Origin of the sequence: Paenibacillus sp. CF095 (assembly GCF_900101225.1) — a bacterium.
In the GTDB taxonomy this organism is placed as follows: Bacteria; Bacillota; Bacilli; order Paenibacillales; family Paenibacillaceae; genus Paenibacillus.
Genome location: NZ_FMZN01000001.1, coordinates 2443228 through 2459745 on the forward strand (window position 1 = coordinate 2443228; position 16518 = coordinate 2459745).

General features: G+C 44.8%; 16 protein-coding genes. 4 read left to right on the top strand and 12 right to left on the bottom strand.

The features are described 5' to 3' along the window. Nucleotides 1-193: 193 nt before the first annotated feature. The 7 genes from BLS69_RS10445 to BLS69_RS10475 form a co-directional block, all read right to left on the bottom strand. A complete protein-coding gene (locus BLS69_RS10445; RefSeq protein ID WP_235200736.1) occupies nucleotides 194-814 on the bottom strand; it encodes a DUF1349 domain-containing protein in 621 nt (206 codons plus the stop codon). Nucleotides 815-859: 45 nt separating this feature from the next. Next, complete coding sequence (locus BLS69_RS10450; protein WP_091031153.1) at nucleotides 860-2206, bottom strand: dihydrolipoyl dehydrogenase family protein; 1347 nt, start codon at nucleotides 2204-2206, stop codon at nucleotides 860-862. 50 nt (nucleotides 2207-2256) lie between these two features. Beyond that, entirely contained in the window at nucleotides 2257-3771 is a 1515-nt protein-coding gene (gene opuFB, locus BLS69_RS10455; protein WP_091031156.1) for an osmoprotectant update ABC transporter permease/substrate-binding subunit OpuFB, read from the bottom strand. Continuing rightward, on the bottom strand, nucleotides 3764-4738 hold the full coding sequence (locus BLS69_RS10460; RefSeq protein ID WP_091031158.1) for an ABC transporter ATP-binding protein: 975 nt from the start codon (nucleotides 4736-4738) through the stop codon (nucleotides 3764-3766). The genes opuFB and BLS69_RS10460 overlap by 8 nt, the downstream gene beginning before the upstream one ends. A 221-nt stretch (nucleotides 4739-4959) precedes the next feature. Further along, nucleotides 4960-5820 (bottom strand): ergot alkaloid biosynthesis protein, encoded by an 861-nt coding sequence (locus BLS69_RS10465; protein WP_176872660.1) that lies wholly within the window; start codon nucleotides 5818-5820, stop codon nucleotides 4960-4962. Beyond that, nucleotides 5807-6256: a nuclear transport factor 2 family protein gene (locus tag BLS69_RS10470; RefSeq protein ID WP_091031160.1), complete on the bottom strand. Its 450-nt coding sequence runs from the start codon at nucleotides 6254-6256 to the stop codon at nucleotides 5807-5809. The genes BLS69_RS10465 and BLS69_RS10470 overlap by 14 nt, the downstream gene beginning before the upstream one ends. Nucleotides 6257-6388: 132 nt before the next feature. Then, nucleotides 6389-6973, bottom strand: coding sequence for a TetR/AcrR family transcriptional regulator (locus BLS69_RS10475; protein ID WP_076327883.1), 585 nt, complete (start codon nucleotides 6971-6973; stop codon nucleotides 6389-6391). A 167-nt stretch (nucleotides 6974-7140) separates the two neighbouring features. Between BLS69_RS10475 and BLS69_RS10480 the strand changes: the two genes are divergently transcribed. Together BLS69_RS10480 and BLS69_RS10485 are read left to right on the top strand one after the other, a co-directional pair. Further along, entirely contained in the window at nucleotides 7141-7503 is a 363-nt protein-coding gene (locus BLS69_RS10480; protein WP_091031163.1) for an iron-sulfur cluster biosynthesis family protein, read from the top strand. Between the two features lie 461 nt (nucleotides 7504-7964). After that, the gene (locus tag BLS69_RS10485; RefSeq protein ID WP_017688779.1) at nucleotides 7965-8738 is read left to right on the top strand and encodes a M15 family metallopeptidase; all 774 of its coding nucleotides are present in this window, start codon (nucleotides 7965-7967) and stop codon (nucleotides 8736-8738) included. A gap of 134 nt (nucleotides 8739-8872) precedes the next feature. Here the strand turns inward: BLS69_RS10485 and BLS69_RS10490 are convergent, their stop codons facing one another. Next, nucleotides 8873-9112, bottom strand: a complete 240-nt coding sequence (locus BLS69_RS10490) for a hypothetical protein (protein WP_017688780.1) — start codon at nucleotides 9110-9112, stop codon at nucleotides 8873-8875. A gap of 130 nt (nucleotides 9113-9242) precedes the next feature. On the opposite strand from BLS69_RS10490, the gene BLS69_RS10495 reads away from it, so the two are divergent. Further along, nucleotides 9243-9875: a nitroreductase family protein gene (locus tag BLS69_RS10495; protein WP_076214767.1), complete on the top strand. Its 633-nt coding sequence runs from the start codon at nucleotides 9243-9245 to the stop codon at nucleotides 9873-9875. A 48-nt stretch (nucleotides 9876-9923) separates the two neighbouring features. On the opposite strand, the gene BLS69_RS10500 is transcribed toward BLS69_RS10495, so the two are convergent. Continuing rightward, nucleotides 9924-11084, bottom strand: a complete 1161-nt coding sequence (locus BLS69_RS10500; RefSeq protein WP_091031166.1) for a leucine-rich repeat domain-containing protein — start codon at nucleotides 11082-11084, stop codon at nucleotides 9924-9926. Nucleotides 11085-11249: 165 nt separating this feature from the next. Between BLS69_RS10500 and BLS69_RS10505 the strand changes: the two genes are divergently transcribed. Continuing rightward, the gene (locus BLS69_RS10505) at nucleotides 11250-11708 is read left to right on the top strand and encodes an AraC family transcriptional regulator (protein ID WP_091031167.1); all 459 of its coding nucleotides are present in this window, start codon (nucleotides 11250-11252) and stop codon (nucleotides 11706-11708) included. Nucleotides 11709-12026: 318 nt separating this feature from the next. Here the strand turns inward: BLS69_RS10505 and BLS69_RS10510 are convergent, their stop codons facing one another. The 3 genes from BLS69_RS10510 to BLS69_RS10520 all read right to left on the bottom strand — a co-directional run bounded on the left by BLS69_RS10510 (nucleotide 12027) and on the right by BLS69_RS10520 (nucleotide 16375). Then, nucleotides 12027-13271: an aminopeptidase gene (locus tag BLS69_RS10510; protein WP_036608587.1), complete on the bottom strand. Its 1245-nt coding sequence runs from the start codon at nucleotides 13269-13271 to the stop codon at nucleotides 12027-12029. A 242-nt stretch (nucleotides 13272-13513) separates the two neighbouring features. After that, nucleotides 13514-15106 (bottom strand): acyl-CoA synthetase MbcS, encoded by a 1593-nt coding sequence (gene mbcS / locus BLS69_RS10515; RefSeq protein ID WP_176872662.1) that lies wholly within the window; start codon nucleotides 15104-15106, stop codon nucleotides 13514-13516. Between the two features lie 264 nt (nucleotides 15107-15370). After that, the gene (locus BLS69_RS10520) at nucleotides 15371-16375 is read right to left on the bottom strand and encodes an aldo/keto reductase (RefSeq protein WP_091031170.1); all 1005 of its coding nucleotides are present in this window, start codon (nucleotides 16373-16375) and stop codon (nucleotides 15371-15373) included. Between the last annotated feature and the right edge of the window lie 143 nt (nucleotides 16376-16518).

Consider the following 16518-nt stretch of genomic DNA (forward strand, 5'->3'; position numbering starts at 1 on the left):
ATGTGCGAAAAGGACTCGCTGAACCCGGTGAATAATGAAATGAGTAACTGAAGACTCTTCACAGTCCAAAGTTTAAACACAAAAAATAAGCAAGTCCTCCGTTAATGGAAAACTTGCTTATTTGTGTTGTCTTGCTTTCTAAGCCAGATGCAGCTGTTCATGTTTCATTGTTTATCGTGCATCTTAACTTGTTTTAATCCGTAATCGGCGGATCTGTATGCAAGTCTTGATCGGGTGTCGTGGATCTCCACTTGGTAAATGCTACCTCGAACCCTGCACGCTTCGGTGAACACAAAAATGGACCTGCATGTTTGTTCGTCGGATAGGCAAACCGTGCAACCCGAATCGTACGCCAAGGATGCTCATCTGTTCGAGCACGAATGACAACGGCCTCGTTACTGTAGGAGGCTCTAATTGTTACGATTCGTCCACCCCACTCTGGCACAGGAGAGAGTGACCAATCGGAATACGTATCCGTCACGACGGCTCCAACATGTGCCACGCCATCATTGACCTCAACTCCGGCCTTGATCCATTGGTCTTCTCCGTACCATAACATTAGTCCCGCCTGATCATATAATTCGGTGAATGAGCTTAGATCAAACGATACTTCAATCGCTTCCGTTCCGTCCCATGGAGCAAGCATGGCATGTCCATCCCGATGACAGAACCCGTAGAATGTGTTCTCCCAGAAGTCACTGCCTTCCCGAGCTTCCACAACGAAACGATCCCCATCCATCCGTGCAGCAACGGGTTCCTTAGTCCACTTGCCTTCATGAAGCCCAATAAAATCCGATGACATCGTTGTTTTCATCCTTCCTTCCGTCCCAAAGGGGAGTTCATCCTCACTTCATCACTTCTAAATTAAAGAACCCAGGTCCGATGCAGCAGTAGGATATGCAAAATTCATGGTGTTTAACTGATCGATAGTCAGATTGAACTGAATCGCCATTGCAAAAAGGTTGATCAATTCTTCTGTTTTGCTCCCGAGCACATGCGCACCCAGAATACGTCCGGTTGATTTATCGATCACCACTTTGGCCATGGCAAATTTTTCATGAGTTCGCTTGTAAGTATACCATTTCGACATATCATTTACCTGCACCTCGTAGCCCTCTTTCTTGGCTTGTTCCGTGCTCATACCTACAGCTCCAAGGGCAGGGACAGTAAACACAATGGAAGGCATCACTTTATAATTAGGTTTGTGTTGATTTCCCTCCAACAAATTAAACGATACAGCCCGGGATTCCTGACCTGCTAACGGGGTTAAAGGCAACCCTTTTGTATCAGTTACATCGCCAGCAGCATACACTCTCGGATTACTTTCACTTTGCAAGTACTCGTTCACCATAATCCCTTTTTTGCTGTAGCTGACGTTGGCTCTCTCCAATTCCAGCCCATCCACATTAGGAACACGCCCGGCTCCATGAACGACAAGTCCGCACTGCCACTGGTGATCTGCACCATTACGTGTGCCATGAACGACATAGGCGTTCCCCTCTTGCCGTATGGACTTCACCTCCGCGTTCAAGTGAACATGAATGCCGATCTCTTTTGATTTTTGCAACAAAGATTCTACCAGCTCCGCATCAAACGACTTCAGAGGCTGTTCACTCCGATGCAGGATGTGGACTTCCGTCCCGGCTCTGGCCGCAATATGCGCAAACTCAAATGCAATGTATCCACCGCCTACCAGAACTAATCGATCCGGCAGCTGTTCCAGATCCAGAAAGTCATCACTATATATCAGATGCTCTGAGCCATCAATCTCAAGTGGCGCAGGTCTTGCACCGGTAGCAATCAGGATGTGTTTGCCATGGAGCACTTCTTCTCCCACTTGAATATGATTTTCATCGACAAATGAAGCTTTACCATGGAACGTATCCATTCCGGCCTGTTTGAATTGATCTTCACTTGCTCTAGGTATGCTTTCGGTAAAGGTGCGTTTAAAGGCCATAAGTTCAGACCAGTTGATGGTCGCCTGTCCCTGAATTCCTTTCCCTTGCATCCGTTCATTCCAGTCAATCAGCTCAGCCGCTCCAGCCAGCACTTTCTTGGGATCACAGCCACGCAGTGCACACGTTCCGCCGAACTCACGTTCATCAATTACAGCGATTTTCCAGCCAGCTTCAGCGCAACGGGTGATTACAGAACTTGCCGCGCTTCCTGTGCCAATCGCAATCAAGTCATAAGTTTCTTGTGTCATCATTGTTCCTCCTCATCCTTTTGGTACATCTATTGCAGGGATGCCTGAAGTTACAGCAATCCAGCCTGTTTAAGGTACTCTGCTGCAACCTGTTCAGGATTCGCTCCCTCTACGTTCACGTCATAGTTCATCTGACGCATCTCGTCATCCGTAATTTTGCCAGCAAGCTGATTCAGCACCTCAACCAGTTGTGGATATTGATCTGCCGTTTCTTGACGAAGCATCGGCGCGCCTTGATACGGCGGGAATAACTCCTGATCGTCCTCCAGCACAACAAGTTCATATTGTCTCAACTCACTATCTGTGGAGTAGGCATCTACGAGGTTGATATCGCCACGTTGAACAGCACCATAGCGAAGCTTCGGTTCCATTGTCGCAACGTTTGGAAATTCAATCCCATACTTCTTCTGAATGCCTAGGTAACCGTCTTCCCGATCCGAGAATTCCAGCGTAAATCCTGCCTTCATCTGCTGTTCCACCGGTTTGAGATCCGAAATGGTCTTGAGATTGTATTGATCTGCGATGCTCTTTGGAACGGCCAACGTATACGTATTGTTGTAATCCATAGGGTTCAGCAGCACCATGTTGAACTGGCTCAGCATTCCATCTCTTGCCTGTTCATACACCTCTGTCCGATCGGTACTCACTGCCGTTTCCTTCATGAATTCGGAGATGGCTGTTCCGGTGAATTCGGGATAGATGTCAATATCACCCGACTTGAGTGCATTGAAAAGGAATGGCGTTTTGCCTAATCCGGGTTTTAGTTCAACGGTCAGGTCTGTATCTTTTTCAATCAGCAATTTATACATGTTAATTAGAATCTCCGGTTCAGCTCCCAGTTTGCCAGCAATCACGAGATCCTTCTGTCCACCACGTGCCACGAAGGGAATGGTAATCACAAGTACCGCGATAAGAGCCAGCGAACCCAAGGTAACCAATGTTTTCTTGAAGGATAACCGCTGGAATTGACGCAATAGTACATCAAACAAAATAGCCAGCAATGCGGCCGGAATAGCTCCAAGGATGATCAGTGCCGTATCATTCCGATCAATGCCCAGCAAGATTAATGCACCCAAGCCTCCTGCGCCGATCAAGGCAGCAAGTGTTGCCGTTCCTACGATCAGGACCATCGCGGTCCGAATTCCGGCCATAATGACAGGCATCGCCAGTGGCAGTTCCACTTTGGTTAGACGTTGCCAACTATTCATGCCCATCGCATTCGCCGCTTCCACCATGGAAGGATCAACTTCGGATATGCCTGTGTACGTGTTCCGGAGTACCGGAAGCAGCGCATACACCACCAGTGCAATGATTGCAGGAAGGGTACCTATGCCGAATAAAGGGATTAGCAATCCGAGAAGCGCCAAGGAAGGTATCGTCTGCAACACAGCTGTGACCCCGATAATTGGTTCAGCCACTCTTGGTTTGCGAGTAAGGTATATACCAAGCGGAATAGCAATGAGGACAGCAAAGAACAATGCGATAAATGAGATCTGAATATGTTCGAGCAGAGCAGACAACAACTGACCTTTGCGCTCACTGAACACCTCCGCGAATCTACTCATGTCCTTCACCTCGTTCCTGTAACTGACCAGACCAGTATTTCATCAGATCAACTCGACTGATCTCGCCAATAATCTGGCGGTTACGTTCAACCAACAGATGGTCATGGGAAGCCATGATATCAACTAATTCTGTTAACGTAATGGATACGGGAACGGCGGTTTTGGCTGATTTTGGTACATGACCCGGTGAGAGTGGTGACATGATGGATTCGAGATCAAAATCAGATTGTGAACTCGTATCGGTGTTAGGACCTCCAACAAATTCACGTACGAAATCATTAGCTGGCTGTCGGATCAGTTCTTCCGGGGTGCCTACCTGCAAAACCTGTCCATCCTTCATAATGCAGATGCGATCCCCCAGCTTCAGCGCTTCCTGAATATCATGGGTAACAAATACAATTGTTTTTTTCATCTGACGCTGGATATCCAGAATATCGTCCTGCAATTTCTCCCGACTCATTGGATCGAGCGCACTAAACGGTTCATCCATCAAAACAATTTCGGGATCGGCAGCGAGTGCACGCAACACACCAATTCTCTGCTGTTGTCCACCCGATAGTTCGGCAGGTTTGCGCTCACTGTACGTATCTCCGTTCAATCCAACCATGTCCAGTAGCGTATGTACGCGCTTCTTGATTTGATCTGACTTCCATCTTCGCAGTTCAGGAACAACCGCAATATTTTCGGCAATTGTCATATGCGGGAATAGTGCAATCTGTTGCAGCACATATCCGATATTCCAGCGCAATTCGTGAATGTTGTATTCATCGATTGGGCGTTCATTAATGCGCACTGTTCCATCTGTTCGCTCAATCAGGCGATTGATCATTTTGAGCATGGTGGTTTTGCCACATCCACTCGGACCAATCATGACAAACAGTTCTCCCTTGTTAATGTTGAGGTTAACCTGACGTAAAGCCGTTGTTCCATCAGGATATTGTTTCGATACATTTTCGAACTGAATCATTCGCTCTCTTCGCCCCTTTATCTAGGGCGTGTCTCAGACACGCCCTAACATTCATCCTCATCTATTTCCCCAAAAGTGTGTTCGTATAATCACTGCTTTTCCGTGGTGTCCCTGGTTAGGGAGAGATCCATATTTGAATCAACGATGTCAACAAGCTGGTAGACATGCAAAAAGACGGGCACTAGGCACCGTCTTCTCATGATATGAAAATATTTCTTCCATTATTTCCATACTTCCATATGATTTTGAATAAATTGCTCGAATGAAATCGGGTTATTCCCCGTTATTTTTGTCACCGTATCTGTCGTTTGATCTTCTCTCCCCTCCTCCCGGATAGGCACATCCAGTCCTGCGAGGGCAGCAGCGTATTCTTCTGACATTCCTGCGCGAATCATGCTGTTCCTCAATTCATCGTCGGACAAAGATTCATGCTGGATGGACTGACCCAGTACACGGCTCAAGACGTCTGCAACCTGTCCATAGGACAACGACTCCGGCCCTGTAATGATATGCTCCGTATTATGAGGAACAACATCTGTCAGAGCACGGAACGCAACTGCCGCGATATCATCTGCACTAACAAATCCAATTTTCCCGTCACCCGTAGCACTGTATATTTTCCCGAGTTGTTTCGTCGTCTCCCGATGCGGTCCCTCCGTAAAGTTCTCCATAAAATAGGATGGCTGCAATACAGTCCACTCAGGAGCATGGGCTTTTAAATACTGATGTACTTTGCCAAAAATAGGACCATCTTCATCAATTGAAGCACTGCCAAGCAAGACAAATCGCTTAATCCCACTCCACAATGCTTCCTTGATGAACGGAATCATGACGTCTTCTGGGGTCATGTCCATGACTGGCAAGACAAGATACACTTGATTCACATTTTTCAGCGCCGGAGCATATGTCTCGGAATCATACCAATCAAAATAGACATAGTTATCATCAGAGCCAGAAAGAGATGGTTTAGTTCTTCCTGCCAAACGCACCGGATAATGATGCTTTTGAAGTATGGCCGCAACACGGCTTCCTGTCTTACCATTAGCCCCTGTAATAAGTGTCAACGGTTTATCTTTGATCATGCTTGTTACCTCCTAAGTCCGATTCGAGTACGACCATTGGATTCCAATAGTCTTTATAATGTGTAATTTTCCCATTAGAGTGGCTCACTACAGAGATGTAAGTTTGGTTGTATGGCTGACCTGTAACTAATGAACGCCCTTTACAAGTAAATTCAGCCACAAACTGTTGTTTCGTGGAATCAGACAAGATCACCGGTTCAGAAAACTGCTGGATTTCAATCATCCCCAGTAGATTATGAAGATGATTCGTAATTGCAGCTTTTCCTTCCAGTTTCTGAGGATATCCTGCTGGTGCATATGGAAATTCGAAGATAGCTTCAGATGTATATAACTCCAACCACTGTTTTAGTTTTCCTTCCAGTAGCAATTGAGTAAAACCATGCATGATCCGATGAGGTATACTATTGCCCGCTTCCAACTGCTGAGATTGTGTCATCCTTATTTCCTCCTTCAGTTTGTTTCGCGTTCTTTTTCCAGACCAATCGGTCTATAATAGTCAAAAAATAAACGCCCTAAGCGTTCATTTTCAAAAAAAGATAAAGAATCCTTACTCAAATCATGTAAAACATTAATCCATAGCCCTTAGGGTCATCTGTACAAAATCTCGCAGGGCTTCTGCGCTTGCACCGCTCTTCGCCGTAAAGGTCAATGAGAGTCGGGAATAATTCAGAAAACGGGCAAGCCCGGGCAATTCTTCCTCTGCGTGCCTCAGTTCGCCACTCCTCTGGCCTCGTAACAGCGCAGTATGAAAAACATCTTCCATTTGTTGGTTAGTGGTTTGAATAAAAGCTGCGATTTCGTGATTTTGTGGTGCCTGTTCAACCGCGCTATTAATGATGAAACATTCATTACGACGTTCGTTGTCTGTCAACACGTTAACCGCTTCGTTGAACAACTCGGTCACGCCTTGCCTCACACTTGTGCATTCGTTTAATAGTTTGATCCCCGCCTCTGTCTTCTGCTGAATATAGAATTTAAGAGCAGAGACAAATAAATCATGTTTAGTTCCGTAGGTGTCATACAGGCTTTGCCGCGCAATGCCAAGTTCACTCAGCAGTAAGCTCAGAGATGTACCTTCATAACCGTACGCTCCAAATACAGACGTTGCTTTTCTTAGCACAGTCTCCGTGTCAAACTCCTTGGCTCTTCCCAATTGCAGACCTCACCTCCCTATTCATTAAATAAAGAATACCTTTTCCAGACTGATCAATCAAGAAAATAAATGCTTTGATTTTTGACAAAGTGGTATAATGTGAATAGAAGCTGAATGAATTCTTTTACCACTTACAACCATGACCACATATAAAGGAGTGTACCTATATGTATATTCAAATTACAGATTTGGCTGCAAAACGATTGACAGAAAGCCTGAATGACCAACCCGGATATTTCAAAGTGATCTATGACTTGGAAGGTTGCGGATGTAACGGAGTTATCGCTATTATCATTGTTGATGAACTTGGGGCTCTCGACGCGCAGATTGAAACCAATCTGGTTCCGTTCTATGTTGATCCGAAGCAGCAGCTGAACCTAGAACAACACATGAAGCTGGATACGGAAGAAAATTATCCTTCTTTCAAATTAAGCAGTGATTCCGGTGTGCTCAGCGGCAATGTTCGTGTTCGTGACACGCGTGCCGTAACTGTGGGAAGCTCCGGTGGATCTGACGCCTGCATGTTGTAATACAGTCTCCAGCTTACTTGAAGTAATCTAGCAGTATCTCTCTTCACATCAAAAGCCGTTGCATCTAATGCAACGGTTTTTTTTTAACGTTCTTTTCTTTATATGCCTCTATCAGAGTTGCAAAAAAGACTCTATAAAAGATGAACTAAACATTTACACGAAACGGAGAGGACAGAAAAAACCTGAAGAAGCGAAGTGTTCGCCTAAAAGCTTTCTGAAAGAAAGCTGCTTCGTAAGCATACGCTATCCCCGGATTTTCCCCTATAAGGGGAATTCGTAAAATCTGGGGATAACAGCGATCGTAAGGTTGTTCTGTCATCGAAGTGGCAAGGTAAATACCCTCTAGTTAGATTTTATAGCAAACTTTGTTTACAACTCGGAAACAATTGGAGAACCTATGGATATAATCCTCTAGTATACTCGGTATATAGATTCATATAATCCGAGGAGGAACACACATCATGAAATCTTTTACTCGTAAATCCATCATATCTACAATTCTCGTAGGCTCTGTTGTAGCAGGTTCTGCTTTTACTACGTTTCCTATCACTTCAAGTCTGAATCCCGTCGCGTCTGCTGCAAGCTCTAGCTTCACTCAATTTCTGCATGATAATGCACCTGGTCGTACGATCAAAACGATTAAAAATGTGGCAACCGTGACCAATGTGTCCAGTACAGTTGTACTTGTCAATAAAAAGAGAAATCTGCCTTCAACTTATGCACCACAAGATTTGGTTGTACCTAATATTCCTTTTAGCTTCTCAGGTTCCAGTCCGAAGAAACAAATGCGTAAAGTAGCTGCAACCGCTATTGAAAAATTATTTGCCGCTGCCAAAAAAGACGGCATTGATATCAAAGCGGTGTCTGGCTATCGCTCTTATGCGACACAGAAATCGATCTTTGACCGTAATGCCAGCATCAAAGGTGAAGCTGTTGCCAATAAAACAAGTGCTCGGCCAGGACAAAGCGAACATCAGACTGGTCTAGCCATGGATATCTCCAGCGCTTCGGCTGGTTATGATCTTCAACAAAGCTTCGGCAACACCAAAGAAGGCAAATGGCTGAAAGCCAATGCCCACAAGTACGGATTCATCATCCGTTATGGCAAAGATCAGGAGAAATTGACTGGTTACTCCTATGAGCCATGGCATGTACGTTATGTAGGGGTATATATTGCTGGTGAGATTACCAACCAGAAACTTACGCTCGAGCAGTATTTGGAACGTGCCAAATAAGGCAGGTTTGAACCCAAAGCTTCGACAGTTATTAGATCAGATAAAAGATGCGTGACTATAGATAACATGGCTGAAGGAGAAGATGGGGCCGCAACTGGCCCTCTTCTGCTTCAATCTCTCATTTACACACTTCATCATGTCCCAACGATTTTTCTAAAGACCAGTGGCAGTCTCTTCAGACCTTCTGTTCCAGCCCAAGAGCCTACTCCAGCAAGTATTGCATTATGGCACAAATAAAGTGCGACATTGTACACGATAGGGCCTAGAATAATCTCCACGACTACAAAACGTTTTAACGTCGAAGATTGGATCACATATACCCGAAATTCATGAGGGTCATGTCCTCCCATATACCTTGCGATCAGTGCTTTCATGAATCACCTCTAGTGTTTTATTTTAGCGTATGGCAGACAATCCTTGTCTTATTCTAAAATAATACTTACATAAAGTAACTAAGTGTGTTATAGTCAGTTTATAAATCATACATAAGTGAGGGAAACTACCATGAGTGAGTTGGAGAATCTAGTCAAAAACCGTAGATCGGCCGTTATTTTTGAAGAAGGAATTGAAATTTCGGATTCGGAACTGCAAGAAATGTTTGCCCTGAACAAATTTGCACCATCTGCCTTTAACCTGCAACACACGCACTATCTTGTGATTAAAGACGAGGAACAGAAAGAGAAAGTCTATGAAGCTTCCCAACAATATAAGGTAAAAACAGCTTCTGCGGTCATCGTGGTATTGGGCGACGTCAACGCGCATCATCATATCCGAACTATTAACGAAGGCTTGTTGAACCTGGGCGCACTCACTCCTTTCCAATACGAGCAAGAATCCCAAAGTGTCACTGAATTTTACGAATCTCGGGGCAGATTCTTCCAACGTGAGGATGCGATTCGCAATGCCAGCCTGTCTGCCATGCAATTGATGTTGATCGCTCAGGATCGCGGTTGGGACACTTGTCCAATGATTGGTTTTGACTCGGAAGAACTGCAACGGAGTTTGGAAATCCCTAACCATTACGTACCGGTTATGCTGATCACCATTGGCAAAAAGTCGGAAGCCAAACAGCGCCCACGCGGTTACCGTAAACCGATTAACGAATATGTTAGCTTCAACAAAATGCACGCTGAATAACATAAAAGTAGTTAAATGACACAGCAAAAAAGCCACGATCTCGTGGCTTTAATACGTTTCATAGATCAACGTATCCAACATGTGAAATTCATCGTCAAACTCCGCATATATGTATAGTCGACCAGCAGGTGTATCCCCCGCATCATAACCCAATCGGAGGTATTGATCTCCCTGAAATTCTACATCAGCCAAAATCAATTCATTGATATCTTCGTCCGGATGAGCCTCGGCAATAGTTTTAAGCGCCTGCTCACCAAGCATGTCCCACCGTTTCCACGTCTCTTCCATATATGGGGATAGGGCTTCCATCTCTATCTTGGTTGAAACCTGTGCAGTGACTACCAGTTCTTTATCCTGAATATGTAAGTGCATCTGATAGTTGGACATCGATGCGTCATACTGAAACACACCCATCCCCTGAACTTCATGATCGGATTCAAAAATCAGATTGTCTGCATATTGCAGTCTCTCCAGCTTGGGAATAGCGCTATAATCCAACTTGGTTAATTTGTTCTCGGAACAGTACAACTCTCTTAGTTGTACGTTATTGCGAATATCCAGCTCCCTTATATGGTTGTTAAAACAACGGACACTTTCTAAAACCATATTTGAACGAAAATCCAACTGTTTGATATGATTGTGATTACAGCGAAGTTCAATCAAGTTTGGACAACCTGTTACATCAAGTTCCAGCATGTAATTGTTGGCGCAATCAAGTCGCCGCAGTTGCTTATTCTGTTCAAGTTCAAGTGAGAAAAGAGCGTTATAACTGCAACTAAGTTCCTCCAACTGCTCAAGGTGCTCCGAAGCCAGCTCCGACAACATATTCCAATGACACTCCACTGTTATAAGTTTGGAATTATAAGAAAGATCTAATTTTCGAAGTCGATTAAAACTGCAATCCAGCACTTGCAATTCCGAATTGGAACGGAGGTCCAGTGTAAGAAGCTGATTCTCTCTGCAACGTAACGTCCTCAGCTTGTGATTCTGAGTAAGATCCAGACCGGTCAATTGATTATAGGCACATTCCAGCTCTTGAAGACCCCTGAAATACTCGATTCCATCAAGATTGCTAATATTGTGATTGGAAAGTTGCAATATCTCAACCTCACAAACGTCACTCTCCTGAATGAAATCCCGCTGATCACAAAAACGATCCAACACAACTTGCCTGAAACGTTCATCCGTGAAGGCATAAGTAATATCCATGTCTAACGCCTCCCCCTCTCGTTTTGCTCTATGGAACAGTCTTCCAACATATTATCCCTATTTTATGAGTTTCGTCGCCGGGATTCAACAATTACTTAAGCAAATTCTTTTATACCATGTTAGCATCCAACATGTAAGAGAAATCGTACAGAGAGGAAGATTTTCATGGAAATGTATATCGAAAACCTCCCGTCATATCGTCTCGCCTATGTTCGACAGGTTGGTCCTTACGGTCCAGCCAATGCTCAAGCGATGAATACGCTGAAACAATGGGCAGACAAAAACCAATTGCTTCATGAATCAGCAACATTACTGGGCATACCCCAAGATGACCCAACTACCACACCGCCCGAAAAATGTAGATATGATGCCTGTATTCTTATCACTGAATCTGAACGTCTGGAAGATGAGTTTGTTGAGATTGGCGAGCTATCAGGTGGAGATTATCTCATCTGTAAGGTGAGACATACGGCAGAAGCTATTAAGCAGACATGGAACATCATCATCCCTCATTTACAAACAAGTGGTTATCTGATGGACAACAAGCCGGTTATAGAACGATATCGTTGGGCACTGCTCAATCAGCATTATTGCGAAATATGTGTGCCTGTAAGACCCGTGTAATCCACGTTACGAGGAAACAAAAAAAAGTGACTTCAGATTGAAGTCACTTTCTTGTTTAATACTATTACTTTTACTATTTAAGTTGAACTAATCATTTACACGATAACGGAGAGGACAGAAAAAACCTGAAAAAGCGAAGCGTTCGCCTAAAAGCTTTCTGAAAGAAAGCTGCATCGGAAGCATATGCTATCCCCGGATTTTTCCCTGGAGAAAAGGGAATCAAAAAAATCTGGGGATAACAGCGATTGGAAGGTTATTCTGTCATCGTAGTGTCAGTGTAAATAATCTTTAGTTCAACTTAGATAACTAGTTTAGAAATTAAAATGCCCAGTTGCCTTTACGGAATACCGGCTCGATTGTACCATCCTGTAACTCACCATCGATATCCAGCTCTGCGGAACCGATCATGAAATCAACGTGGGTCAAGCTCACATTGCACTCATGCTTCAGCAACTCTTCGTTCGACATCGTTGTGCCATCTTTCATGTTGAATGGATATGCACTGCCCACAGCCAAATGGCAGGATGCATTTTCATCAATACCCGTATTGTAGAAAATGCGATTCAGGTTGGAGATCGGGGAGTCATGTGGTACGAGTGCCACTTCACCCAGATAACGTGCTCCTTCATCGGTGGCAAACAGGTTCTTCAAATGCTCTTCACCGGATGCTGCCGTAAACGCTACAACCTGTCCATCCTTGAATGTGATTCTCATCTGGTCTACCAGCTGTCCATTCAGGTTCAAAGGCATGGTACTGCTGACATATCCATTCACTCCACTGCGCTTAGGCATGGTGAATACTTCTTCAGTTGGCATATTCGCGACCGTGTATACACCTTGTTTATTTTCGCTACCACCGCCACCCCAGATGTGGTTGTGGACCAATTCAATTTTCAGGTCTGTACCTGGCGCACGGTAATGCAGGCTCTTATAGTTCTTTTTATTCAGGAGATCACTCATGGTATTCAGGGTATCCAGATGTTCTCTCCAATTTTGTACGGCGTCTCCGCCATCTACACGGTTCATTTTGAAGATGGTTTCCCACATCACGTTGATTCGGTCTTCTTCCGGGATGTCGGCAAACACTTTGTTCGCCCAAGCCTTGGTCGGTGCTTTGATCAGACACCAGCTAATTTCATGATTACGTGTATACTTAGCATATCCCCGACGTGCGTGTGCAGCTGCCTTAGTGGCACGGGAAACGCTGTCGGAGTCAATTCCGTTATACAGTTCAGGATCTGGAACTTTGATCGTAAGGGTAGCGCCGCCTGCTTCCGCAAACTTCTCCATCATATCCGCTTTCCACGCTGGATAATAGTCAAAGCTGTCATTGGAACCATGTTCAAAACGACTGCGGGTAATGTTGTCGTCATCGAAGTCCACTTGTACATAGTTTGCACCAGCCGCATAGGCTTTTTGCACAATCAGACGTGTGAATTCAAGCGTTTCGATGGGTGCAGTGACGAGCAGATCCTGTCCTTTTTGAATATTCACGCCAACTTTAACAACTAGTTCTGCGTATTGTTCCAATGATTTTTCAAAGGTTTGTTCAAATTGACTCATGGTTGTATTCACTCCTGTTTCATATATTATGACATGGATTGCAATTGACTTGGACTCTGTTGAGTGGCCGTTACAGCGAAGGATCGTTCTTTAGATCGTCGTTGTCTCCAAATTTTCTTCATCGTATTTTTCAAAGGTTAAAATTAGGAGACAAATACGAACGCTATCGCTTCTGCAGAATCGATTCCTTCTCTTTCACTACTTATGCTATTATTTTTCAATCATTCGTTACCTAATCTCATTTATACATTACGTTTTTCTTGTTCGCGCAACTCAATCCGGCGGATTTTACCAGAGTTGGTCTTTGGCAGATCCGTAACAAATTCGATCTTACGTGGATATTTATAAGGTGCTGTGATTTCTTTGACGTGGTGCTGCAATTCACGCATCAGTTCTGGTGAAGCCAGCGAAACATCTCGCAGTACGACAAATGCTTTCACCACATTGCCACGGATCTCATCCGGACTTGCAACCACCGCGCATTCCTTCACACTGGCGTGTTTCATGAGTGCTTCTTCCACTTCAAATGGTCCAATCGTGTAACCCGAACTGATGATGATATCGTCACTGCGCCCTTCAAACCAGAAGTATCCTTCTTCGTCTTTGCGTGCACGGTCCCCTGTTACAAAATAATCGCCACGCTGACTGGCTTCCTTCCGTCCCTCATCCTGATAATAGGACTTGAACAAAGCTGGCATCTCTTTGTGTACCGCGATATCTCCTACTTCACCCGCAGGAACAGGTTGTCCCTCTTCATCAATAATTTCAATCAATCCAGGTGTAATCGACTGACCCATGGAGCCAATACGTACAGGCGCATCCTTGAGACTGCCGATTAACAACGTGCTCTCGGTCTGTCCATATCCGTCTCGAATAGTCAGGTCGAAGTGACGCTGGAAGATTTCAATGACTTCCTGATTGAGCGGTTCGCCCGCTGAAACAGCACTGCGCAGATGGGACAGGTCATAATGTCCAAGATCATCGGCTTTGGCCATCAACCGATATTCCGTTGGTGTACAGCAAAGGACATTAATCTGATGTTCCTGCATCAGTTCCAGATAACGCTTGGGCTGGAATGATCCATTGTAGACCAGGCCAGTCGCGCCTCTTCCGAGTACCGACAGGAACGGGCTCCAGATCCATTTTTGCCAGCCAGGTGCAGCCGTTGCCCACACGGTATCTGAAGGTTGAATATCCAGCCATAATGAAGAAGCGATTCGCAGGTGAGCATATCCCCAACCGTGGCTATGTACAACTCCTTTGGGATTACCAGTTGTGCCCGAAGTATAAGCAAGAATAGCTGTATCATCACGGTGTGTTTCCACCGTAGCCATCTCATCGGGTTGATTCTGCATTAACTCATGCACATTAACCCAGCCTTCAGCAGGTACGCCAACTTCGCCATTAGGTGATGCCACAATTCGATGTGCCAGTGATGGCAGATCCGCGTCCATCTTTTCCACTTCCGAGGTCGTCTCGGACCATACAATAACAGCCCGCGCCTCAGAGTGACGCAGACGATATTCCAGATCTTTGGCCCGTAACATCTCGGAGGAAGGAATAACGGCAATCCCCAATTTAAGACAAGCAATGTAAATGACATAGGCAATTATCCGGCGTGGTACCATGACCAACACCCGGTCACCCTTCTCCAGTCCAAGTTCACGCATACCTCCAGCAAGACGATTCGCCTGCTTGAATAAATCACCATACGTAATCTCTTCCAATTCTCGTTGATCGCTGAGCCATCTAAGTGCAATCCGGTCTGATGGATGATTCTCCATCTCGGATGTCAGGTTATAGCTTTCAGGCGAAATCCACTGTTCAAAGTTCAAATGGAGCCTCTCCTTCGTAGTTCAAATGTATAGCTTCTATATATTATACCCTAAATCCTAGGACCAGGTGCTATGAACTAGGCTCATTCCAAAAAAATAAACATAGGTCAATTAATGAACTATTATAATAGATCTTATCCTATAAAGAAAATGACATATACAAAATGGCGCCCTCCTGATAATCAGGTAGGCGCCATTTCATTCTTAATTTATATTAAATTAATTTTACCTAACTATAATTTTCACACAGCTATACTGTGTATGTTACCACGGATAATTACCCATTCCGTCCAAAATACTTTCGATCTCATTCAACTCTTCCGTTGTCAGATCCGCTGCCTGGAGGGCAGCCACGTTTTCTTCAATCTGGGACACACGGCTTGCACCAATCAGTGCTGAGGTTACACGGTTACCGCGCAAGATCCAGTTCAGAGCCAGTTGGGAGATCGTCTGCCCTCTTCGCTCGGCAACTGCCTGAAGCGCATCGAACTTGGCAATCCGTTCGTCCGTGTATGCTTCTTTTTTCAAATTGCCTGTTGGATTGGCGCGTTCTTCCTTGATCTTATCGACATATTTATTCGTCAACTGACCGCGGCCGAGTGGACAGAACGCAATGGAACCTACGCCCTGCTCATCCAGTACGTCTTGCAAACCGTCTTCAATCCAGCGATTCAGCATCGAGTAGTTTGGCTGATGAACCAGACACGGCGTACCCAGACGACGGAGAATGGTTACCGCTTCTTGCGTCTGTTCTGCATTATAATTGGACAAGCCCACATACAGAGCTTTACCTTGCCGCACGATGTGATCCAGTGCCGTCATCGTTTCTTCCAACGGTGTATCCGGATCTGGACGGTGATGATAGAAAATGTCCACATAGTCCAGCCCCATCCGACCAAGACTTTGATCCAGACTGGCAATCAGGTTTTTGCGGGAACCCCATTCGCCGTAAGGTCCACTCCACATATGGTAACCTGCCTTCGACGAAATGAGCAGTTCATCCCGGTAAGGACGCAGATGTTTTTTGTAAATCACACCAAAGTTCTCTTCCGCTGATCCTGGAGGTGGACCATAGTTATTCGCCAGATCGAAATGATTAATTCCGAGGTCAAAGGCACGTAAAATCATTTCTTCCTGAATATCCAATGTGCGGTTGCCACCAAAGTTCTGCCATAAACCCAGCGCAATTTGCGGCAGTCTGATTCCGGATTTGCCGGAACGTACATATTTCATCTCATCATATCGTTGTTCACTCGCAGTATAGGGCATCGTTATTCTCACTTTCCTGTAAGGTTTGTTGAATTCCTTTTCATCTTAGACATTTTCCTGGAAAAACGATATGGCATTTCACTTTGAACATATGTAATAATGATTGTTATCTATATAAACTAGTCTTAAATTATTCATCTTTC